At 68.0% G+C, this 22419-nt stretch carries 14 protein-coding genes; 9 read left to right on the forward strand and 5 right to left on the reverse strand.

Features of this window, described 5'->3' with window-relative positions; genetic code table 11:
- Nucleotides 1-21 precede the first annotated feature (21 nt).
- Nucleotides 22-2193, reverse strand: coding sequence for a 1,4-alpha-glucan branching protein GlgB (glgB, locus tag AX767_RS11845; protein ID WP_068631529.1), 2172 nt, complete (start codon nt 2191-2193; stop codon nt 22-24).
- Nucleotides 2194-2404: 211 nt separating this feature from the next.
- Here glgB and AX767_RS11850 point away from each other — a divergent pair, with 211 nt between their 5' ends.
- Genes AX767_RS11850 through holA form a run of 6 tightly spaced genes read left to right on the forward strand, consistent with a single transcriptional unit; the run spans nt 2405 to nt 12642 of the window.
- On the forward strand, nt 2405-3658 hold the full coding sequence (locus AX767_RS11850) for an efflux RND transporter periplasmic adaptor subunit (RefSeq protein WP_156481033.1): 1254 nt from the start codon (nt 2405-2407) through the stop codon (nt 3656-3658).
- Nucleotides 3659-3667: 9 nt separating this feature from the next.
- Nucleotides 3668-6835 (forward strand): efflux RND transporter permease subunit, encoded by a 3168-nt coding sequence (locus AX767_RS11855; protein ID WP_068631530.1) that lies wholly within the window; start codon nt 3668-3670, stop codon nt 6833-6835.
- 1 nt (nt 6836) lies between these two features.
- Nucleotides 6837-8324, forward strand: a complete 1488-nt coding sequence (locus AX767_RS11860) for an efflux transporter outer membrane subunit (protein ID WP_068631531.1) — start codon at nt 6837-6839, stop codon at nt 8322-8324.
- Between the two features lie 59 nt (nt 8325-8383).
- Nucleotides 8384-11023, forward strand: coding sequence for a leucine--tRNA ligase (leuS, locus tag AX767_RS11865; protein ID WP_068633627.1), 2640 nt, complete (start codon nt 8384-8386; stop codon nt 11021-11023).
- Nucleotides 11024-11031: 8 nt separating this feature from the next.
- Complete coding sequence (locus tag AX767_RS11870) at nt 11032-11562, forward strand: LPS-assembly lipoprotein LptE (protein ID WP_068631532.1); 531 nt, start codon at nt 11032-11034, stop codon at nt 11560-11562.
- Between the two features lie 12 nt (nt 11563-11574).
- Nucleotides 11575-12642 (forward strand): DNA polymerase III subunit delta, encoded by a 1068-nt coding sequence (gene holA, locus AX767_RS11875; protein WP_068631533.1) that lies wholly within the window; start codon nt 11575-11577, stop codon nt 12640-12642.
- Here the strand turns inward: holA and AX767_RS11880 are convergent.
- From AX767_RS11880 to AX767_RS11895, 4 genes are read right to left on the reverse strand one after another with little or no spacing between them, the layout of a single operon-like run.
- Complete coding sequence (locus tag AX767_RS11880; RefSeq protein WP_082754999.1) at nt 12629-14596, reverse strand: galactose oxidase-like domain-containing protein; 1968 nt, start codon at nt 14594-14596, stop codon at nt 12629-12631. The genes holA and AX767_RS11880 overlap by 14 nt on opposite strands.
- Nucleotides 14597-14622: 26 nt before the next feature.
- A complete protein-coding gene (locus tag AX767_RS11885; RefSeq protein WP_068631535.1) occupies nt 14623-15219 on the reverse strand; it encodes an SCO family protein in 597 nt (198 codons plus the stop codon).
- Entirely contained in the window at nt 15216-15707 is a 492-nt protein-coding gene (locus tag AX767_RS11890) for a hypothetical protein (protein WP_068631536.1), read from the reverse strand. Before AX767_RS11890 ends, AX767_RS11885 begins: the two co-directional genes overlap by 4 nt.
- A gap of 16 nt (nt 15708-15723) precedes the next feature.
- Entirely contained in the window at nt 15724-17469 is a 1746-nt protein-coding gene (locus tag AX767_RS11895; protein WP_068631537.1) for a galactose oxidase-like domain-containing protein, read from the reverse strand.
- A gap of 320 nt (nt 17470-17789) precedes the next feature.
- Between AX767_RS11895 and AX767_RS11900 the strand changes: the two genes are divergently transcribed.
- The 3 genes from AX767_RS11900 to AX767_RS11910 all read left to right on the forward strand — a co-directional run bounded on the left by AX767_RS11900 (nt 17790) and on the right by AX767_RS11910 (nt 22377).
- The gene (locus tag AX767_RS11900) at nt 17790-19067 is read left to right on the forward strand and encodes a glutamate-5-semialdehyde dehydrogenase (protein ID WP_068631538.1); all 1278 of its coding nucleotides are present in this window, start codon (nt 17790-17792) and stop codon (nt 19065-19067) included.
- 82 nt (nt 19068-19149) lie between these two features.
- Nucleotides 19150-20445 (forward strand): glutamate--cysteine ligase, encoded by a 1296-nt coding sequence (gshA, locus tag AX767_RS11905; RefSeq protein WP_068631539.1) that lies wholly within the window; start codon nt 19150-19152, stop codon nt 20443-20445.
- Between the two features lie 63 nt (nt 20446-20508).
- On the forward strand, nt 20509-22377 hold the full coding sequence (locus AX767_RS11910) for a potassium transporter Kup (RefSeq protein ID WP_068631540.1): 1869 nt from the start codon (nt 20509-20511) through the stop codon (nt 22375-22377).
- Nucleotides 22378-22419 lie beyond the last annotated feature (42 nt).

Here is a 22419-nt window from a genome sequence, read left to right on the forward strand (position 1 = left end):
GACGCAGATCGCAGGCGAGCCTCATGCCAGCACCCACATCACCGTCCCCAACGGCGGCACGTCGATGCAGATCGAATCCGCCTTTCCGTGGCACCCGTGCGCGGTGCTCGCGACGACGCCGTTGCCCACGCCGCTGCCGCCATAGGTCGCGCTGTCGGTGTTGATGATCTCGCGGTACGACCCGGCCGCCGGGACGCCGAGCCGGTACGCCGGCCGCACCACCGGCGTGAAATTGCAGACGGCGATCACGAACGACCCATCCTTTGCCCGCCGGACGAAGGCGAAGACGGACTGGTCGACGTCGTCGTGCACGATCCATTCGAAGCCGTCGCCTTCGCTGTCCTGTTGATAGAGCGCGGGGAAATGACGGTAGACGTTGTTCAGGTCGCGCACCAGCCGGCTCACGCCGCGGTGCAGGCCCTCGTGGTCGAGCAGGTGCCAGTCGAGGCTGCGGTCGGCGTTCCATTCGGTGACCTGCGCGAACTCGTTGCCCATGAAGAGCAGTTTCTTGCCGGGGTACGCCCAGAGGTAGCCGTACAGGTTGCGCAGGCCGGCGAATTTCTGCCAGTCGTCGCCCGGCATGCGGCCGATCATCGAGCCCTTGCCGTGCACCACTTCGTCGTGCGAGAAGGGCAGCACGAAGTTCTCGTCGTGCGCGTACATCAGGCCGAAGGTGATCTTCTGGTGGTGGTGCTTGCGATGGACCGGGTCGGTGCCGGCGTAGGCCAGCGTGTCGTTCATCCAGCCCATGTTCCATTTGTAGTGGAAGCCGAGGCCGCCGTCTTCGGGCGGGCGCGTCACGCCGGGGAAGCTGGTCGACTCTTCGGCAATGGTGACGGCGCCGGGCCGCTCGACCCCGACCACGTGGTTCATGCGGCGCAGGAAGTCGATCGCTTCCAGGTTTTCGCGCCCGCCGTGCGCGTTCGGAATCCACTGGCCCGGCGCGCGGCTGTAGTCGCGATACAGCATCGACGCGACGGCGTCCACGCGCAAACCGTCGATGCCGTAGCGCTCCAGCCAGTACAGCGCGTTGCCCACGAGGTAGTTGCGCACTTCGTTGCGACCGTAGTTGAAGATGAGCGTCTTCCAGTCGTTGTGGAAGCCTTCGCGCGGGTCGGCGTATTCGTAGAGCGGCGTGCCGTCGAAGGTGCCGAGGCCGTGCGCGTCGGTCGGAAAGTGCGCGGGCACCCAGTCGAGGATCACGCCGAGTCCGGCGGCATGCGCCACCGCGACGAAATAGCGGAAGTCGCCCGGCGTTCCGAAGCGCGAGGTCGGCGCGTAGAGGCCGATTGGCTGGTAACCCCACGAGCCGTCGAACGGATGCTCGGTGACCGGCATGAGCTCGATGTGCGTGAAGCCCATGTCGCGCGCGTAGGGCACGAGAGTGTCGGCCAGCTCGCTGTAGTCGAGCCAGTCCTGCCCGTTGTTCTTGCGCTCCCACGAGCCGAGATGCACCTCGTAGATGCTGATCGGCGCGTCGCGGGCGTTGGCTTCGGCGCGGCCTGCCGGCAGTGCCACGGCGGGCGGCAGCGGCGCCACGACGCAGGCGGTGTCGGGGCGCAGCCGGGCCGAGAACGCGAACGGATCGGCCTTGCGCAGCACCTCGCCCTGCGCCGACAGGATTTCGAACTGGTACGCGTCGCCGGTCGCGACGTGCGGCGCGAATATTTCCCAGACGCCGCACTCCGGGCGAAAGCGCATCGCATGGCGCCGTCCGTCCCAATTGTTGAAATCGCCGACCACCGAGACGCGGCGCGCGTTCGGCGCCCACACGGCAAAGGCCACGCCCTTGACGCCGTCCAGCTCTCGCAGGTGTGCGCCCAGTCGCTCCCACGGGCGCAGGTGCGTTCCCTCGGCCAGCAGCCACACGTCGGTGTCGCCGAGCACGGGGGGAAAGCGGTACGGATCCTGGAGTTCCGAGCTGTGAGAGCCCCAGTCGACCTGGAGCGAATAGCCCAGGCGCGCCTGCGCCGCCGGCACGAGGGCGCTGAAAACGTCGGAATCGTGTTCCCGCTCCAGCACGGCCAGCGGCCAGCCGGTGCGGCTGTGCAAGGCGGCCACGCTGCGGGCGCCGGGCATCAGGGCCCGCACCACCAGCCCCTGGGGGGTTTCATGCAGGCCGAGCACGGCGAAGGGATCGCCATGCTCGGCGCGCATCAGCGCTTGGGTTTCGGGGGCGGTCAGCGTTGGCATGGGCAGGCTCGGCAGGAAACGTCCGCGAAGGAGGGCGAGCCGCCATGATGGCACGCGACCGGCGCCCCACTTCTCCCTGCCGGCATCGGGCTCGCGTGTATCGGCTTTGTAAAGCTGACCATCAGCTGACGTGATTGCGCCCGCTGTGGTGAACTCGATGCCCCGGCTTCCACTCCATCGGCGTGCCATACCGCACGCCCGAACGCCTTCCATGCCCATCCCTGAATACCCGAAGACCCGTTTTTCCCTGTCGCTGCGGATCGGCTGCGGGGTCTTGCTGGCGGCGAGCGTGCTCGTCGCGGGCTGCAAGAAGACCGACGCCGCCAGTGCCGACAGCGCGGCGGCGAGCCGACCCAAGGAGATCGGCGTGGTCACCGTGAAGACGGAACGCGCGGTGTTCCAGACCGAACTGCCGGGACGCACGGTGGCGCCGGTGATCGCCGAAATCCGGCCGCAGGTGGGTGGCATCCTGCAAAAGCGGCTGTTCGTCGAGGGCTCCCAGGTCAAGGAAGGTCAGGCGCTGTACCAGCTCGACCCGGCGCCGTTCCAGGCCGTGTATGCCAGCGCGCAAGCCGGCGTGCGCAAGGCCGAATCGGCACTGGCGACGGCGCGCACGGTGGCCAAACGCAACACCGAGCTGGTCAAGATCGACGCCATCAGCCAGCAGGTCAACGACGAGTCGCAGGCCGCCGTGCAGCAGGGCGAGGCCGAGCTGGCCGTGGCCCGCGCGACCGAGCAGACGGCCCGCATCAACCTGGGCTACACCCGCATCAATTCGCCGATCACCGGCTGGGTCGAGCTCTCGAGCGTGACGCCGGGGGCGCTCGTCACCGCCAACCAGACCATGGCGCTCACCACCGTGCAGCAGCGCGACCCGGTGCACGTGCACGTGACGCAGTCGAGCAGCGAACTGCTGCGCCTCAAGCGCGAACTCGCCAGCGGCCGGTTGCAGCGCGGCAATGGCGACGAGGCGCGCATCCGCCTGCTGCTGGAAGACGGCACGGCCTACCCGAACGATGGCCGCCTGACCTTCAGTGGCGTCACGGTCGACGCCGGCACCGGCACGGTGACCTTGCGCGCGGTGATGCCCAATCCGGACGGCTTGCTGATGCCCGGCATGTATGTGCGCGCGGTGCTGCAGGAAGGCGTCGACGACGCGGCGCTGCTGGTGCCGCAGCAGGCTGTGACCCGCGCCGCCGACGGCAGCGCGTCGGCGCTCGTGGTGGACGGCGAGGGCAAGCTGGCCAAGCGGCCGATCGTCGTCGGCCGTGCGGTCGGCAGCCGATGGCAGGTGCTGAGCGGCCTGGCCGCCGGCGACCGCGTGATGGTCGAAGGCATGCAGCGCGCCCGTGCGGGCGACCTGGTCAAGGCGATCGAGGTGGCGCCCGCCAGCGGCAGCGGACCGCTGCCCGCCGGCGCGTCGCCGGGCACCGTCGCCAGCGCCGCCCCTTCCGCTGCGCGCTGAGGCACCGCCATGGCGCAGTTCTTCATTCGCAGGCCCATCTTCGCGTGGGTGCTGTCCATCATCGTGATGCTCGCGGGGCTGATGTCGATCCGCACGCTGCCGCTGGAGCAATACCCCGACATCGCGCCGCCGCGCGTGTCGGTCGTCTCGACCTACACCGGCGCCTCGGCCAAGACGGTCGAAGATTCCGTCACCCAGGTGATCGAGCAGCAGATGACGGGGATCGACAACCTGCTGTACATGCAGGGCACCAGCAATTCGTCGGGGGTGTCGCGCCTCACGCTCACCTTCGCGCCCGGCACCAACATCGACACCGCGCAGATGCAGGTGCAGAACAAGCTGCAGCCCGCCATGGCGCGGCTGCCGCAGCAGGTGCAGACCCGCGGCGTGTTCGTGATCAAGGGCGGCAACGACTTCCTGATGATCGTGTCGATGTTCTCGGGCGACGGCAGCGCCAGCGCGGTCGACGTGGGCGACTACATCTCGAGCAACCTGGTCGACGTCATCAGCCGGATCGACGGCGTGGGCGAAGTGCAGACGCTGGGCACCGGCTACGCGATGCGCATCTGGCTGGACCCCGACAAGCTGCGCAAGTACGCGCTGATGGCGTCGGACGTGAACAGCGCACTGCAGGCGCAGAACGCGCAGGTGTCGGCCGGCCAGCTGGGCGCGCTCCCGGCCGCCAGCGGTCAGCAGCTCAATGCCACGATCACCGCGCGCAGCAAGCTCAGGACGGTCGACCAGTTCGGCGCCGTGGTGCTGCGGGCCACGCCCGACGGCGCGGTGGTGCGGCTGCACGACGTCGCGCGCATCGAGCTCGGTGCCGAAAACCTGACGGTGCGTTCGCTGCTCAACGGCCGACCCGGCGCGGGCCTGGGCGTGGTGCTGGCCGACGGCGCCAATGCGGTGCAGGTGGCCGCGGCGGTCAACGCCAAGATCGCCGAACTCAAGCCGTTCTTTCCCAACCGGATGGAGACCTTCGTCAGCTACGACACCACGCCGTTCGTGAGCGCGTCGATCGACGAAGTGGTCAAGGCGCTGATCGAGGCGATGGTGCTGGTCGTGCTGGTGATGTACATCTTCCTGCAGAACTTCCGCGCCACGCTGATCCCCGCCATCGCGGTGCCGGTGGTGCTGCTGGGCACGTTCGGGGTGCTGTCCGTCTTCGGCTATTCGATCAACACGTTGACCATGTTCGGGCTGGTGCTGGCCATCGGCCTGCTGGTGGACGACGCGATCGTCGTGGTCGAGAACGTCGAGCGGGTGATGAGCGAGGAGGGCCTGTCGCCACGCGAGGCCACGAAGAAATCGATGGCCGAGATCACGCCGGCACTGGTCGGCATCGCGATGGTGTTGTCGGCTGTGTTCATCCCGATGGCTTTCTTCGGCGGCTCGACCGGGGTGATCTACCGGCAGTTCTCCATCACCATCGTCTCGGCCATGGTGCTGTCGGTGCTGGTGGCGGTGAGCCTCACGCCGGCACTGTGCGCCACGTTGCTCAAGCCGGTCGCCAAGGGGGCGCACGGCCACGGCGCTCCGCGGCGCGGCCTCTTCGGCGGGGTCGACCGCTTCTTCATCGGCTTCAACCGGCGCTTCGACAGCGCGGCCGACCGTTATCAGGGCTGGGTCGGCGCCATCATCCGGCGCAGCAAGCGCAGCCTGCTGGTGTATCTCGCGCTCTGCGTGGTGATGGCCGTGATGTTCTTGCGGCTGCCGACGTCCTTCCTGCCCGACGAAGACCAGGGCTTCGTGTCGGTGCAGATCACCTTGCCGCCAGCCTCCTCGAATGCGCGGCTACAGCCGATCATCACGCAGGTGCAGGACTATTTCGCGCGGCAGCCCGAGGTCGTGAGCATCAACGTGATCACCGGCCAGAACGGCGACCAGAGTTCCGCGCGCGCCTTCGTCAAGCTCAAGGACTGGCGCGAGCGCACCGGCAAGGACCAGTCGGCCGCCGCCATCGCGCGGCGCGGCAGCAAGGACCTGGCGGCGATCCGTGACGCGCGCATCTTCGTCGCGCTGCCGCCGGCGGTGCGCGGACTGGGCGCCAACGCGGGCTTCAATTTCTACCTGAAAGACCTCAATGCGTTGGGCCACGATGCGCTGCTCAAGGCGCGCGACGAAGCACTGCGGTTGATGGCCGAGCGCCCTGAACTGGCCAACGTGCGCACCAGCAACCTGGAAGACACGCCGGAGTTCGCGGTCGACATCGACGATGCCCGCGCCGGCGCGCAGAGCGTCCCGACCAGCGAGATCGACAGCACGCTGTCCACGGCCATGGGCGGCACCTACGTCAACGACTTTTTGAACAACGGCCGCGTGAAGCGCGTGTACCTACAGGGCGACACGGCCTTTCGCATGCTGCCCGACGACATCGGGCGATGGAGCGTGCGCAACACGCTCGGCCAGATGGTGCCGTTCGGCGCGTTCTCGACCACGCGCTGGACGTATGGCTCGCCCCAGCTCATTCGCTACAACGGCAGTCCGAGCTACGAGTTCGTGGGCGACGCGGCCCCGGGCGTGAGCTCCGGCGCGGCAATGCAGGCGGTAGAAGAGGTGATGCGCCAGATGCCGCAGGGCATCGGCCACGAATGGACCGGCGCGTCCTACCAGGAGCGGCTGTCGGGCTCGCAGGCGCCCATGCTGTACGCCATTTCGATCCTGTTCGTGTTCCTGTGCCTGGCCGCGCTGTACGAAAGCTGGTCGGTGCCGTTTTCGGTGATTCTGGTGGTGCCGCTGGGCATCGTCGGCGCGCTGCTTTTCACCGGCGTGCGGGGCTTGAGCAACGACGTGTACTTCCAGGTCGGGCTGCTGACCACCGTGGGGCTGTCGTCCAAGAACGCGATCCTGATCGTCGAGTTCGCCAAGCACCTGCAGGAGCAGGGCAAGAGCGCGATCGACGCGACGCTGATGGCGGTGCGCCTGCGCTTGCGGCCGATCCTGATGACGTCGCTGGCCTTCGGCTTCGGCGTGTTGCCGCTGGCCATCGGCACGGGCGCCGGTGCGGGTGGGCGTCAATCGATCGGCACCGCCGTGCTCGGCGGCATGGTGCTCGGCACGGCGCTCGGCATCTTCTTCGTGCCGCTGTTCTTCGTGATGATCCGAACGCTGCTGGAGCGCAGGCGCAAGCCGGTCCCGCCAGCGGCCGTTGGCGATGCGGCCGGGCAGGAAGGCTGACATGACACGCATCGAATCTCCATCGTTTCGCCCCGTGCCGCTGGCCTGCAGCCTCGTGGCGCTCGCGTGCCTGGCCGGCTGCATCAACCTCGCGCCCGACTACGCCCGCCCGGCCGCGCCGGTGCCGGCGGCGTGGCAAAGCCGCAGCGACGCGGTGGCACCCGCCGCGGCCGGCGAGGCGACCGCGCTCGACACCCGCTGGCAGGATTTCTTCACCGACGACAAGCTGCGCCGCACGGTGGCTTTGGCACTGGAAAGCAACCGCGACCTGCGCGTGGCGGCGCTCAACATCGAGCGCGCGCGAGCCGAGTACGGCATCACGCGCTCGGCGCTGTTCCCGGTCATCGACGCGGGCGCCGGCGGCAGCCGCTCGCGCACGCCGGGCAGCCTGTCGACCAGCGGCGCGTCGCGCGTCGCGTCGCAATACAGCGCCGACCTCGGGTTGACGAGCTACGAGCTTGACCTGTTCGGCCGGGTGCGCAACCTGGGCGAATCGGCGCTGCAGAGCTACCTCGGCACCGAAGAATCGCGGCGCAGCACGCAGATCAGCCTGGTCGCGTCGGTGGCGACCGCCTGGTTGCAGCTCGCGGCCGATGAGCAGCGCCTGCAGCTCGCGCGCAACACGCTGGAAAGCCAGCGCAAGTCCTACGACCTCATTGAGCGCAGCCACGCGCTGGGCGCGCAGTCGGGCCTGGCGCTCGCGCAGTCGCAGAGCACGGTCGATGCGGCGCGTGCCGATGCGGCCGCGTTCGACAGCCTGGTCGAGCAGGATCGCAACGCGCTGACGCTGCTGGTCGGCACCCTGCCGCCCGACGACCTGTTGCCGCAGGGCGGCACCGTTGCCGCAGCGGCGCCGGTCGCCCGGCTGCTGGCTCCGCCGGCCGACCTGCCTTCGAGCGTGCTGCAGCAGCGGCCCGATGTGCTGGCGGCCGAGCGCGCACTGCAGGCGAGCAACGCGGACATCGGCGCGGCGCGGGCGGCCTTCTTTCCGCGCATCGCGCTCACCGCTTCGGCCGGCACCGCGAGCAGCAGCCTGTCGGGCCTGTTCAAGAGCGGCAGCAAGGCCTGGAGCTTCGCACCCTCGGTCAGCGTGCCGATCTTCGACGGCGGCTTCAACCGCGCCAACCTGCGCGTGGCCGAGGCGCAGCAGCAGATCCAGCTCGCGAACTACGAGAAGACGCTGCAGACCGCATTTCGCGAGGTTGCCGATGCGCTGGCGGAGCGTCGCACCATGGCCGAGCGGCTCAGTGCGCAGCAGTCGCTGCTGGCGGCCAGCGCGCGCAGCTTCGAGCTGTCGCAGGCCTTGTTCCGCAGCGGCCGCGCCGGCTATCTCGACGTGCTCGACGCCCAGCGCTCGCTGTATTCGGCGCAGCAGACGCTGATCGGCCTGCAACTCACCGAGCAGGCCAACCGGCTCGTCATCTACAAGGTGCTGGGCGGCGGCTGGAGCGCGTCGGCGCCTGAAACGGCGGCCCGGCCCGCGGGCTGAGCGCAGCCGCGATAATCCCGGGGTTCCCGGCCACCCGGCGCCGGGCTCCAGTGAACGCCATGAACCCCAGCTACAAACCCAGCGAAGTCGAGTCGGCCGCCCAGGCCCAATGGACCGCTGTCGACGCCTACCGCGTGACCGAAGACGCGAGCAAGAAGAAGTACTACGCCTGCTCGATGCTGCCCTACCCCAGCGGCAAGCTGCACATGGGCCACGTGCGCAACTACACCATCAACGACATGCTGGCGCGCTACCTGCGCATGTCGGGCTACAACGTGCTCATGCCCATGGGCTGGGACGCTTTCGGCCTGCCCGCCGAAAACGCCGCCATCAAGAACGGTGTGCCGCCCGCGAAGTGGACCCACGAGAACATCGACTACATGCGCAGCCAGCTGCAGGCGATGGGGCTGGCGATCGACTGGAGTCGCGAGATCGCGACCTGCGATCCGGGCTACTACAAGTGGAACCAGTGGCTCTTTTTGAAGATGCTCGAAAACGGCATCGCCTACCGCAAGACGCAGGTCGTCAACTGGGACCCGGTTGACCAGACCGTGCTGGCCAACGAGCAGGTGATCGACGGTAAGGGTTGGCGCACCGGTGCCACGGTCGAGCGCCGCGAGATCCCCGGCTACTACCTCAAGATCAGCGACTACGCGCCCGAACTGCTCGAGCACACACAGACCAAGCTGCCGGGCTGGCCCGAACGCGTCAAGCTGATGCAGGAGAACTGGATCGGCAAGAGCGAAGGCGTGCGCTTCGCGTTCCCGCACGACATCCGCGGCGACGACGGCCAGGCGATCCAGGACGGCCGCATGTACGTGTTCACCACGCGCGCCGACACGATCATGGGCGTGACCTTCTGCGCCGTCGCGCCCGAGCATCCGCTCGCGCTGCACGCCGCCAAGACGAACCCCGCCGTGGCGGCGTTCATCGAAGACGTCAAGGGCGGCGGCACGACCGAGGCCGAACTCGCCACGCAGGAAAAGAAGGGCGTCGACACCGGCCTCGTGGTGCGGCATCCGATCACCGACGAGCCGGTCCCGCTGTGGGTCGGCAACTACGTGCTCATCGGCTACGGCGACGGCGCCGTGATGGGCGTGCCCGCGCACGACGAGCGCGACTTCGCCTTCGCGAACAAGTACGGCATCGAGATCATCCAGGTCGTGCTGGTCGACGACGAGCCGCATTTCGACTACCACCGGTGGCAGGACTGGTACGGCGACAAGACGCGCGGCGTCACCATCAACTCCGACAATTTCAGCGGCATGTCCTTCAAGGAAGCGGTCGCGGCGGTCGCCCATGCGCTGCAGCACAAGGGCCTCGGCGAACTGCAGACGACCTGGCGACTGCGCGACTGGGGCGTGAGCCGCCAGCGCTACTGGGGCACGCCGATCCCGATCATCCATTGCGACGAACACGGCGCGGTGCCGGTGCCGGAGAAAGACCTGCCGGTCGTGCTGCCGACCGATTGCGTACCCGACGGCTCGGGCAATCCGCTCCTGAAGCACGAAGGTTTCCACGCCGGCGTGGTGTGCCCGGTGTGCGGCCAACCCGCGCGCCGCGAGACCGACACGATGGACACCTTCGTCGATTCATCGTGGTACTTCATGCGCTACTGCGACCCGAAGCTGGACACGGCCATGGTCGGCGAGGGCGCGAGATACTGGATGCCGATGGACCAGTACATCGGCGGCATCGAGCACGCGATCCTGCATCTGCTCTACGCCCGTTTCTGGACCAAAGTGATGCGCGACCTCGGCCTGGTGACGGTCGACGAGCCCTTCGCCAAGCTGCTGACCCAGGGCATGGTGCTCAACCACATCTACTACAAGCGCGGTGCGTCGGGCGGCAAGGACTACTTTCCGCCGCTCGAAGTGACGCCGGTGCTCGACGCGGCCGGCCGCATCACCGGCGGCACGCTGGCCGACGGCACGACCGTCGAATACGGCGGCGTCGGCAAGATGGGCAAGAGCGAACGCAACGGCGTCGACCCGCAGGACCTGATTGAAAAATACGGCGCCGACACCGCGCGGCTGTACACGATGTTCACCGCGCCGCCCGAGGCCACGCTGGAGTGGAACGACGCCGCGGTCGAAGGCAGCTCGCGCTTCCTGCGCCGCGTCTGGAACTTCGGCGTCGCGCTCCAGGCGAGCGCCGCGCCCGCCGGTGGAAAGGGCGCGGCACCCGTTTTCGGCAAGGGCGCCCAGGCGCTGCGTCGCGAAGTGCACACGGTGCTGCGCCAGGTCGACTACGACTACCAGCGCATGCAATACAACACGGTGGTGTCGGGCGCGATGAAGCTGTTGAACGCGCTCGAGGGCTTCAAGCCCGATGGCAGTCCCGGCGATGCGGCCGCCGTGCGCGAAGGCTTCGGCATCCTGCTGCGCTGCCTCTATCCGGCCACGCCGCACATCACGCACCAGCTCTGGCGCGAACTCGGCTACGTCGACGCGTCGGGCGACCTGCTCGATGCGCCCTGGCCGGTGGTCGATGTCGCTGCGCTCGTGCAAGACGAGATCGACATGATGCTGCAGATCAACGGCAAGCTGCGCGGCTCGGTGAGCGTGCCGGCCGGTGCGTCGAAGCAGGAGATCGAAGCGCTGGTGCTGGCCAGCGAGGTGTTCGCGACGCACGCCGAAGGCGCAGCCGTCAAACGCGTGATCGTCGTGCCCGGTCGTCTCGTCAACGTTGTCCTTTGATCGGTCCCATGAAAGCCACCTCACTCCCTACGCGCCGCGGCGCGCTCGCCCTTCTCGGCGTTCCGTTGCTCGCGTTGGCGGGTTGCGGCTTCGAGCTGCGCAAGCCGCCGGTGTTCGCGTTCAAGACCATTTCGGTGCGGGGCTCGTCGGCCACGGTGAACATGATCCGCCGCAACCTGCGCGCGGCCGGCACGGTCACCGTCGTCGATGCCGGGCCGGCGGGCACGCTCGATACCGCGATCGCGGCGGACGCGATCGTCGAAGTGCTGGCCGAGGAGCGGGGTCGCAACGTGGTGTCGACCAACACCTCGGGGCTGGTCCGCGACCTCGAGCTGAGCTTGCGTTTCCGCTTCAAGGTGGTGACGCCCGGCGGCAAGGAGCTGCTCGGCCCCACCACCATCGAGCAGCGCCGCGACCTGACCTACAACGAGACCAATGCGATCGCCAAAGAGAGCGAAGCCGAATTGCTTTACCGCGACATGCAGAGCGATGTGGCGCAGCAGGTGGTGCGCCGTCTCGGTGCCGTGAAGCAACTCTGACCGCCTGAAGCGATGCAACTCGCCGCAGCCCAGCTCACCGGGCACTTGCAGCAGGGACTGCGCTCGCTCTACACCCTGCACGGCGACGAGCCGCTCCTCGCGCAAGAGGCCGCCGATGCGATTCGCGCGGTGGCGCGCACGCAGGGCTACACCGAGCGCAGCAGCTACACCGTGGCGGGTGCGCATTTCGACTGGAGCGCCGTGCTGGCCGCCGGCGGTTCGCTGAGTCTCTTCGCCGACAAGCAGATCGTCGAGATTCGCGTCCCGTCGGGCAAGCCGGGCAAGGACGGCAGCGCGGCGCTTCAGCACATCGCCGAGCAGGCGCGCGGCAACGACAGCACGCTCACGCTCGTCATGCTGCCGCGGCTGGACAAGGCGACGCGAACCGGCGCGTGGTTTTCCGCGCTCGAGAACAACGGCGTGAGCCTGCAGGTCGATCCGGTCGAGCGCGCCGCGCTGCCGCAGTGGATCGCGCAACGTCTGGCCACGCAGAACCAGCGCGTGAAGGCCGGCGACGAAGGACAGCGCACGCTGCAGTTCTTCGCGGACCGCGTGGAGGGCAACCTGCTGGCTGCGCACCAGGAAATCCAGAAACTCGCGTTGCTGCATCCGGCAGGTGAGCTGAGCTGGGAACAGGTCGAAGGCGCGGTCAACAACGTGGCGCGCTACGACGTGTTCAAGCTGTCCGAAGCGGTGCTCGGCGGCAACCCGGTGCGCGTGGCGCGCATGCTCGACGGCCTGCGCGCCGAGGGCGAGGCCGAGGTGCTGGTGCACTACACGCTGGCCGAAGACATTCGCGCGCTCAAGCGCGTGAAAGACGCCATGGCCGCCGGCCGCCCGCTGCCGATGGCGCTGCGCGAGAACCGCATCTGGGGACCGCGCGAGCGCGCCTTCGAGCGGGTGCTGCCGCGCATGGACGATCGGCTGCTGGCGCGCCTGCTGCGCGCCGCGCACGTGGTCGACGGCATCGTCAAGGGCTTGAAGCAGCCCGACTGGCCGGCCAACGGCTGGCAGGCGCTGCAGCGGCTCGCGCTGATGCTGTGCCGCGCCTGCGCCAACGCACCGCCTAGCGGACGTTGATCGTCCGCGCCACGCTCGGCACGCCTTGGGCGTCGAGCGCGAACAGCATGTAGTTGCCGGGCAGCAGCACGCCGCGTTCTGTCGGGATCGTCAGCGCGTAGTCCCCCGTCGCGCCCGTGAAGCTCACCGGGATGCGCCGTTGATCGGTGTTGACCGAATGCGTCGCCGACGCCATGCGCACCAGCGCGAAATGGCTCACCGCGCGATCCGTCTTCACCGCGATCACGCTGCCGTAGGTGGTGAGCGCGGGCGCCGCTGTGATGGCCGGTCGTTCGGCCAGCTTGCCGTTCGGCGTCAGCAGGTAGGGCGGCGTGAGGATCTCGGCGTTCGGATGGTTCGCGGCGCAGCCCGTGCCGCAGAGGCCGCCGCCGCCGGCCAGCACCCGGCCGTCGATCAGGAGCAGCGCCACGCTGTGGTAGTTGCGCGGCACCTGCATCGGCCTCAGGGGCATGAAGGTCTCGGTGGCCGGATTCCACAGCTCGGGCGTCAGGACGGAGAAGTCGTCTGGCGTCGGACCGTGTTCGGTCATGCCGCCGATCACCACCACGTCGCCGTTGGGCAGCACCACGCTGTTCGAGAAGGTGCGGCCGTAGGCCATCGGTGCCAGTTTGCGCACCGTGGGGGGCTTCGGCGCGCCGGCTGAAATGTCGATGCTGTAGGCCGTCTTGAGCGGGATGCCGTAGTCGTGGCCCGGCGAGCCGGCCACTTTCAGGATCTTGTTCACGTCGTACATCACGGCGCCGCCGGTCATGGCGTAGGCGTCGTCGCCGCGCGGGCCGGCCTGGACGATCTTGCCGTTGCCGCGCGTGTCGATCCAGTGCATCGCCGCGCTCGGGCCGGCGTGGAACACCCAGCCGTCCGTCGAACCGAACAGCCACATGTGGTTGTCGGCGCGGAAATAGCCGCCGAGGTCGGGGCCGGCCAGCGGCGGGTCGTTGGCGTTGGCGGCCGAGGGCATGTCGGCAGGCACGTCGCTCAGCGTGCGCCAGGTCCGGGCCGACGCCGACCAGACTTCGCCGTACTTGCCGCCCAGCGCGAGGCCGTTCCAGGAGCCGCCGACGAGGAACACCGACCCATCGGACATCGTGGTGCTGGACTGGTAGCCGCGCGCGATGTTCATCGACGACGCCCCGACCCAGCCGCCCAGCGACGGGTCGTACAGCGTGGTCTTGCCGCTGTCCCAGCCGCCGGTCACCATGAAGCTGCCATCGGCCAGCATGCTGATGCCGGGGCACACCATGTTGTGGCCGGTTTCGGTCGCCATGCGGGGGGTGGCCGTTTGCGTCTGCGGATCGAACACGGCGGTGAGCGTGCGGCCGGTGATGTTGAGCCCGCCCATGCCGTCGTCGCTGCCCGCCGCCCACAACAGCAACTGGCCGTCGGGCAGGTTGGCGGCGGCGGCGGGGACCAGCGTCAGCGGAATCGGGTCCGTCCACGGCTGCACGGCAGCGTTCGACTGCAGCGCCGTGTAACCGGCCGCGGTGAAGTGGTACACGACCGGCGCGAGCCACACGCCGTCCTTGCGCGTCGTGAGCGTCGCCGTCAGCGCTTCGCCTTGTGTCGGCAGGCCCTTCACGGTCGTCTCGCTGCCGGTGACGATGCCATCGTAGAGCGGGGTGGTCGACGAGGCGGATTCGATGCGCAGCGCGTAGTCGTCGCCCTCGGTCGGACCCCAGCTGAAGCGCACGTCGGCGCCGGGCAACTTGCTGTCCGCGGCGGGGCTGACGAGGGCCGCGGCGCGCGGCGCGGACGCTGCGGGGGTTGCGGGCGTGGTGGTCGGTGAGGAGGGCGACGTTGGCGCACCCGGTTCGGTGGCGGCGGGCGCGCCTGCCGTGCCGGTCGTGCCGGGGAGGAAGCCGATACCGCTGGCACCGCCGCCACCGCCGCAGGCGGCAAGAAGCAATGCGGGCAAGAGGGCGAGGACTGGCAAGCGACTCGAAGGCGATGAGGTCATGTGTGCGTCCCCTGAAGAGGCGCGCTTCAAGCCCGGAGTTGCTGGAGCGCGCCGAGCACTTCGGCAACCGGCGGCAGCCCGCTCGTGCGCCAGGCGAGACGGCCTTCGCGGTCGAACAGATGGAGTTCGGTGGTGTGGCGGTCGCCGGTGGTCTGGCCGCGCTTTCCGAGGAAATCGAGCATGCGGTCGAGGTCGTTCGCGGCGGGTGCTGCGGCGCTCCAGCGGGCATCGGCGCCGTACTGCTTCAGCCAGGCGCGCAGTGCCGCGGGCGAGTCACCGAGCGGGTCGATGCTGAGCGAGAGCAATCGCACGTCGCCCATCGACCGCGCAGCCAACCCCGCCTGCAACGAAGCGAACAATGCGCCCTGCAATGGGCACACGGCGCTGCAACCCGTGAACATGAGCTGCACAGCCGTGACACCGCCTTTCAACTGCTCGCCCAAAGGCAGTGAGCGGCCGTCGCTGCGAAGCAACTGGAGCGACGGTGGCGCGCTTCTCGGCCGAACCGGCCCCATGCCGTCCGACAGCGCGGCGCCGGTCCGGCTGCCCAATGCGACGAGTCCGGCCGCGGCGATGAGGCGTCGGCGCCGGCCGCAAAATGAGTCGGGGACGCGCGTGTTCATGTCGGTTCCTGGGTGAGGTAAGTCCACAGCGCGTCGCAGCGCGCGTCGTCGATCTCGAAGCGCGGCATGACCCGCGGCAGCGTCACGTGCGCCGGATCGATACCGATGCGCAGGGCGCGGCAAAAGCCCGGCAGGTCGTAGGCGGTGGGCGGGCCGTTGCGGCGCGACAAGGTGGCTTGCAAGTGCGCGCGATCAAGGATCGGGCCCAGCGGCTGGGCCGTGATGGCCACGGGCGACGCCGGGCCGGGTCCCATGTGGCACTGGCTGCAGCGCATGGCGCCGGCCGGCATCGGCGCGGCGTGCCCGGCCAAGATGCCGGCCAGCGGCTCCTGGCCGTCGAACAGCTGTCCGCCACGGGTCAGTTTGGCTTGCAGTGCCGACCGCTCCCGCCAGCCGTCGACGCCTGCAACCACGGCCACCGCCAGCAGCATGGCGATGGTCAGTGCGAGCAGACCGCGCCACGGCGAGCGTGAGAGGTTCTTCGTCATGCAGCAGCCTTTTTCGCTAGCGGATGCTGATCGTCCGCGCCACGCTCGGCACGCCCTTGGCGTCGAGCGCGAAGAGCATGTAGTTGCCGGTCAGCAGCATCCCGCGATCGGTCGGGATCGACAGCGCGTAGTCGCCCGCGCTGCCGGTGAAGCTCACCGGGATGCGGCGCTGGTCGGTGTTGACCGAGTGCGTCGTCGAGGCCATGCGCACCAGCGAGAAGCGGGCCACGGCGCGATCGGTCTTGACCGCGATGGTGTCGCCCCATGTCGCCCTGGCGGGTGCATCGGTGAGCGCCGGGCGCGGCGCGGGCGAGCCGTCGGGTGCGAGCAGGTAGGGCGGGGTGTAGATCTCGGCATCGGGGTGGTCGCCGGCACAGCCGCACAGGCCACCCCCGCCCGACATCACGCGGCCGTCCATCAGCAGCAGCGCGATGCTGTGGTAGTTGCGCGCCTTTTGCATCGGCGGCAGCGTGACAAAGGTCTCGGTGACCGGGTTCCAGAGCTCGGCCGCGAGCACGCCGTAGGCGTCGGAGAAGCCGACCGGCTGCGTCTGTCCGCCGACGACGATCACCTCGCCGTTGGGCAGCACGACGCTGTTCAGGAACGTGCGGCCATACGCCATCGGTGCGACCTTGCGGACTGTCGCGGGCTTCGGCGGGCCGGCGTTGATGTCGACGATGTAGGCGCTCTTGAAGGCCTGACCCGAGTCATGGTTCGGTGCGCCACCCGCCTTGAGAATCTTGCCGGTGTCGTACATCACGGCGCTGCCTGTCATGGCATAGGCATCGTCGCCGCGCAGGCCCGCCTGGACGATCTTGCCGGCGCCGCGCGTGTCGATCCAGTGCATCGCGGCGCTCGGGCCCGCCTGGAACACCCAGCCGTCCGCCTGGCCGAACAACCACATGTGGTTGTCGGCGCGGTAGAAGCCGGCCGCGTCGGGGCCATTGAGCGGCGGGTCGGCCACGTTGCTGGCGTCGGGCATGTTCGACGGCACGCCGGGCAGCGTGCGCCAAGTCTTGTTGGTGACCGACCAGACCTCGCCCACCTTGCCGCCGAGGCCACCGTTCCACGACCCGCCGACCGTGAACACCGAGCCATCGGACATCGTGGTGCTGGCGTTGTAGGCCCTCGGCACGTTCAGCATCGCGCTTTGCGTCCATTTGGCGGTGGTGCTGTCGTAGATGGACGTCTTGCCCGCATCGCTGCCGCCCGACACCATGATGGCGCCGTCCGCCAGCATGCTGAGACCTTCGCAGAACATCTCCTGGCCGGGATTGGTCGTCGTAGCCGCCGTCGCTTTTTTCGCGACCGGATCGAAGACCGAGGTGTACGTGGCAGTGCCTTCGTTCGCACCGAAATAGGTGGGCGCACGGGCCGACCAGATCAGGATCTTGCCGTCGGGCAGGTTGGCGGCGGAGGCGGGCACCAGCGGCAGGTCGATGACTTCGCTCCACGGCTGTTTGGCGGCGGTGGACTGCGCGGCGGTGTAGCCGGCGGCGGTAAAGGTGTAGCTGACCGGATCGAGCCACGCGTCTTTCACGCGGGTTTGCAATTGCACCGTGATCGCACTGCCATCGACGGGCAGTGTCGCCACGCTCACACGGGTGTCGGTGGTCTTGCCGTCGTAGAGCGGCACCGTGGCGCCGGATGCATTGACCGTCAGCCGGTATTCATCCGCGCCGGTGGCCAGCCAATCGAACGACACGGTGGTCGCGGCGAGCTTGCTGTCGGCCTGCGGGCTCGCGAGGACGGCGGCCTTCACGGGAGCAGGCGCCGGCGCCGGGGTGGATGTGGGATCGGTGCCGGCCACAGGACCGGGCGCTGGGGCCGGTGCGGGTGCAGGTGCTGGCGAAGGGGTCGGTGTCGGTGCGCCGATGACCGGAAATCCGCTCCCGCCCCCGCCCCCGCCCCCGCCCCCACCGCAAGAAGCCAGCAATGCCAGTGCCGCGCATGCCGCGGCCACCCCTCCCCGGGGCAGGTGCCTGATTTTCATATGAAACCTTAAGTACTACGATGTGTGACGGGGCGTAGGGTAGCCGCGACATATCGCAATGGCAAGCGCAAGAGTGGGAAAATGCCCGGATGAACGCGTTCAATGTCCATGAGCACATGCAAGCCTTGGGTTTGCAGGCAAAAACGGCGGCAGCCCTGATGGCGAAGGCCGACGCCGCTACCAAAACGAGAGCCCTGAAAGCGCTGGCGCGGCGGGTGCGCGACGCCGGGCCGGCGCTCGACGCGGCCAATCGTCGCGACGTCGAGCGCGCCACGGCGGCCGGCCTGTCGGCGCCGATGGTCGATCGCTTGAAGCTCACCCCGAAAGTGCTGGCCACCGTGGCCGAGGGCTGCGACCAGCTGGCCGCCATGCCCGACGTGATCGGCGAAATCATCGGCATGCGCCAGCAGCCGAGCGGCATCCGCGTCGGCCAGATGCGCGTGCCGATCGGCGTCTTCGGCATGATCTACGAGAGCCGTCCCAACGTCACGATCGAGGCCGCCAGCCTGGCGATCAAGAGCGGCAACGCGGCCATCCTGCGCGGCGGCTCCGAAGCCATCGAGTCGAACAAGGCGTTGGCCGCGCTGGTCGGCGCCGCGCTGGACGAGGCCGGCCTGCCGCGCGATGCCGTGCAGCTCGTGCAAACCACCGACCGCGAAGCCGTCGGCCAGCTCATCACGATGCCGCAGTTTGTCGACGTGATCATTCCGCGCGGCGGCAAGGGGCTGATCGAGCGCATCAGCCGCGACGCGAAGGTGCCCGTCATCAAGCATCTGGACGGCAACTGCCACGTCTACGTCGACGACAGCGCCGAACTCGACATGGCGCAGAGGATCGTCGACAACGCCAAGACGCAGAAGTACAGCCCCTGCAATGCCGCCGAAGGGCTGCTCGTGACGGCGTCAGTCGCCGCCGCGTTCCTGCCGCAGATCGGGGCCGTCTTCGCAGCAAAGGGTGTCGAGATGCGTTGCGACGCGACGGCCGCGGCCGTGTTGCGCGGTGCCGGCTTCGCGGTGGTCGACGCGGTCGAATCGGACTGGTCCGAGGAATACCTGGCGGCCGTCATCAGCATCAAGGTGGTGGCCGGCGTGGACGAGGCGATCGCGCACATCAACCACTATTCGAGCCACCACACCGACGCCATCGTCACGCGCGACCATGTCAACGCCCAGCGTTTCCTGCGCGAGGTCGATTCGGCCAGCGTGTTGGTCAATGCGAGCACCCGCTTCGCGGACGGCTTCGAATTCGGACTCGGCGCGGAAATCGGCATCAGCACCGACAAGTTTCATGCGCGCGGGCCGGTAGGCATCGAGGGCCTGACCTCGCTCAAATACGTGGTGTTGGGCCAGGGCGAAGTACGCACCTGAGACAACTTGTCATTCGGGGCGGCGGCCCCAAAATCCTACAATCCCGCTCCAGTATTCAGAACACGTCCAACAAGGCCGCCGCATGGTTCCGCATCTCGTCACCGCCCTGACCGGCCCGATCAATGAGCTCGAACAACGCGTGCTCGACTCGATGCCCGCCATCGAACGCTGGTTCCGGCTCGAGTGGATGGAGCACACGCCGCCGTTCTATACCTCAGTGGATGTGCGCAACGCCGGCTTCAAGCTGGCCCCCGTCGATACCAAGCTCTTTCCCGGCGGCTGGAATTTCCTGACCCCGGCCATGCTGCCGCTCGCGGTGCAGGCCGCCCAGGCGGCGATCGAGAAGATCTGTCCCGAAGCACGCAACCTGCTGGTCATCCCCGAAAACCACTCGCGCAACACCTTCTATCTGGCGAACGTCGCGCAACTGGTGCACATCTTCCAGATGGCCGGGCTGAACGTGCGGGTCGGCTCGATCGACCCGGCGATCAAGTCACCCAAGACGATCGAATTGCCGAACGGCGGCACCGTGTGTCTGGAGCCCGTGGTGCGGACCAAGCGGCGCCTCGGGCTCAAGAATTTCGATCCCTGCACGATCCTGCTGAACAACGATCTGGCGGCCGGCACGCCGGGCATCCTGGAAGACCTGCACGAGCAATACCTGCTGCCGCCGCTGCACGCGGGCAGTTCGGTGCGCCGCAAGAGCAATCACCTGCACGGCTACGAAGAGTTGTCCAAGCGCTTCGGCAAGCTGCTGGGCATCGATCCGTGGCTGATCAACCCGATGCATTCCAAAGCCGACGGCGTGAACTTCGCCGAGGGCATGGGGCTCGACGTGCTCACCAGCCATGTCGACGCGATGCTCACCAAGGTGCGCCGCAAGTACAAGGAATACGGAATCAACGAGAAGCCCTTCGTCATTGTCAAGGGCGATGCGAGCGGCTCCGGTATGGGCGTGATGACGGTGCGCGACGTGAAAGACCTCGACGCGCTGGGCAAGAAGCCCAAGGGCAAGATGAGCAGTACCCGCACCGGCCTCGAAATCAACGAGGTGATCGTGCAGGAGGGCGTGCTCACCAACGAGCGGGTGCACAACGGCGTGGCCGAACCGGTCGTCTACATGATGGACCGCTACGTGGTCGGCGGGTTCTACCGCGTGCACGCCGAACGCAGCCCCGACGAAAGCCTGGCGTCGCCGGGTGCGAGCTTCGTGCCATTGGCTTTTTCGGAGAGTGCGCACTTGCCTCAGCCGGGCGCCAAGCCGGGTGCGAGCGCGCCGAACCGCTTCTACATGTACGGCGTGGTCGGCCGCCTGGCGATGGTCGCGGCCAGCTACGAAATGGAAGCGACCAACCCCGACGCAGAAGTCTACGAGTGACAGGCGCCTGAGATTGGGCGGCACAATGTCGCACCGCGGCCTGCCGCGCTTCTCCACGAGTCTGTGTCAGCCCCCAAATCCACTTCTGCCGCGCTGATCCTCGCGGCCATCGGCGTCGTTTACGGCGACATCGGTACGAGCGTCCTCTATGCGGTGAAGGAGGTGTTCGGCCACGGCCACGTTCCTTTCACCGTGGAGAACGTCTACGGCATCCTGTCGATGTTCTTCTGGACGCTGACGATCATCGTGTCGATCAAGTACGTCGTGCTGGTGCTGCGGGCCGACAACGAGGGGGAAGGTGGCCTCGTCGCGATGCTGGCGTTGGCGTCCCGCGCGGTGCATGACAAACCGAAATTGCGCAGTGTGCTGCTGGTGGTGGGCATCTTCGGCACGTCGCTTTTCTATGGCGATGGCGTCATCACGCCGGCCATCTCGGTGCTCTCGGCGGTCGAGGGCCTCGAAGTGGTCTCGCCCGCGTTCAAGCACTATGTGATCCCGATCACGCTGGTCGTGCTGTTCGGGCTGTTCGCGGTGCAAAAGCGCGGTACGGCGGGCATCGGGAAGTTCTTCGGGCCGGTCACGCTGGCCTGGTTCCTGGTGATCGCGGTGCTCGGGGTGTCGCAGATCCTGAACCATCCCGAGATCCTGAAAGCGCTGAGTCCGCACTACGCGCTCAAGTTCATCTGGGACAACCCGGGCACCAGTTTCATCATCCTGGGCGCCACGGTGCTGTGCGTGACGGGTGCCGAAGCGCTCTACGCCGACCTCGGTCATTTCGGCAAGCGCCCGATCCGCATCGCCTGGTTCTCGGTCGTCATGCCGGCGCTCACGCTCAACTATTTCGGCCAGGGGGCGCTGCTGCTGGAGAACCCCGAAGCGGTCAAGAACCCGTTCTACATGATGGCGCCCGAGTGGGCGCTCATCCCGCTGGTGCTGATGGCCACCGCGGCCACGGTGATCGCGTCGCAGGCGCTCATCACCGGCGCTTTCAGCGTCACGCGCCAGGTCATCCAGCTGGGCTACCTGCCGCGCCTGCAGATCGAGCACACCAGCGTGCGCACCGCCGGCCAGATCTACATCCCGCTGGTCAACTGGGGCCTGTTCGTGGCGATCGTGCTGGCGGTCGTGATGTTCCGCTCGTCGAGCAACCTGGCCGCGGCCTACGGCATCGCAGTGACCACCGACATGCTGATCACCACCGTGCTCACCTTCTTCGTGATCCGCTACGCCTGGAAGCTGCCGCTCGCGCTGTGCATTGGCGCGACCTCGGTCTTCTTCGTCATCGATTTCATGTTCTTCGCATCGAACCTGCTGAAGCTGTTCGAGGGGGGCTGGTTCCCGCTGATGATCGGCGGCTTCGTCTTCACGCTGATGATCACCTGGAAGGAAGGCCGTCGCCTGATGGGCGAAGTGCAGCGCGCCGATGCAATCGACCTGCGCGCGTTCCTGGGGTCGGTGTTCGTCAGCCCGCCGCTGCGCGTGGACGGCACCGCGGTGTTCCTCACGGCCGAGCCCGGCACGGTGCCCAATGCGCTGCTGCACAACCTCAAGCACAACAAGGTGCTGCACGAGCAAAACCTGTTCGTCACGGTGCGCAACCACGAGGTGCCGTGGATCCCGATGAACAAGCGCATCGATATCGAACCGCTCGGGAACCACTGCTGGCAAGTGGTCGTGCACTACGGCTTCAAGAACGAGATCGACCTGCCGCGCGCGCTCGAGAACGCCCGCATGCGCGGCTGCCAGCTCGAGCCGATGACGACCAGCTACTTCCTGTCGCGCGACGTCGTCATCCCGACGCTCGGCAGCGGCATGCGCCCCTGGCGCGAGAAGCTCTTCGCGCAGATGCACCACAACGCGAGCGGCGCGGCCGACTTTCTCGGGCTGCCCAACAACGCGGTGGTCGAGTTGGGATCGAAGATCAATATCTAGCGGTGGGCATGATCCCGTCGCTGCGACTTCGCGTGTTTTCCG

The sequence above is a fragment of the Variovorax sp. PAMC 28711 genome (genome assembly GCF_001577265.1).
Lineage (GTDB): Bacteria > Pseudomonadota > Gammaproteobacteria > Burkholderiales > Burkholderiaceae_C > Variovorax.

Bases quoted from the DNA above. Each gene is read 5' to 3' on its own strand.
- AX767_RS11880 (WP_082754999.1), bottom strand. From the start codon at position 14,596: ATGACCTCATCGCCTTCGAGTCGCTTGCCAGTCCTCGCCCTCTTGCCC.
- AX767_RS11860 (WP_068631531.1), top strand. From the start codon at position 6,837: ATGACACGCATCGAATCTCCATCGTTTCGCCCCGTGCCGCTGGCCTGC.
- AX767_RS11900 (WP_068631538.1), top strand. From the start codon at position 17,790: ATGAACGCGTTCAATGTCCATGAGCACATGCAAGCCTTGGGTTTGCAG.
- AX767_RS11885 (WP_068631535.1), bottom strand. From the start codon at position 15,219: ATGAACACGCGCGTCCCCGACTCATTTTGCGGCCGGCGCCGACGCCTC.
- AX767_RS11890 (WP_068631536.1), bottom strand. From the start codon at position 15,707: ATGACGAAGAACCTCTCACGCTCGCCGTGGCGCGGTCTGCTCGCACTG.
- AX767_RS11870 (WP_068631532.1), top strand. From the start codon at position 11,032: ATGAAAGCCACCTCACTCCCTACGCGCCGCGGCGCGCTCGCCCTTCTC.
- gshA (WP_068631539.1), top strand. From the start codon at position 19,150: ATGGTTCCGCATCTCGTCACCGCCCTGACCGGCCCGATCAATGAGCTC.
- AX767_RS11855 (WP_068631530.1), top strand. From the start codon at position 3,668: ATGGCGCAGTTCTTCATTCGCAGGCCCATCTTCGCGTGGGTGCTGTCC.
- glgB (WP_068631529.1), bottom strand. From the start codon at position 2,193: ATGCCAACGCTGACCGCCCCCGAAACCCAAGCGCTGATGCGCGCCGAG.
- leuS (WP_068633627.1), top strand. From the start codon at position 8,384: ATGAACCCCAGCTACAAACCCAGCGAAGTCGAGTCGGCCGCCCAGGCC.
- holA (WP_068631533.1), top strand. From the start codon at position 11,575: ATGCAACTCGCCGCAGCCCAGCTCACCGGGCACTTGCAGCAGGGACTG.
- AX767_RS11850 (WP_156481033.1), top strand. From the start codon at position 2,405: ATGCCCATCCCTGAATACCCGAAGACCCGTTTTTCCCTGTCGCTGCGG.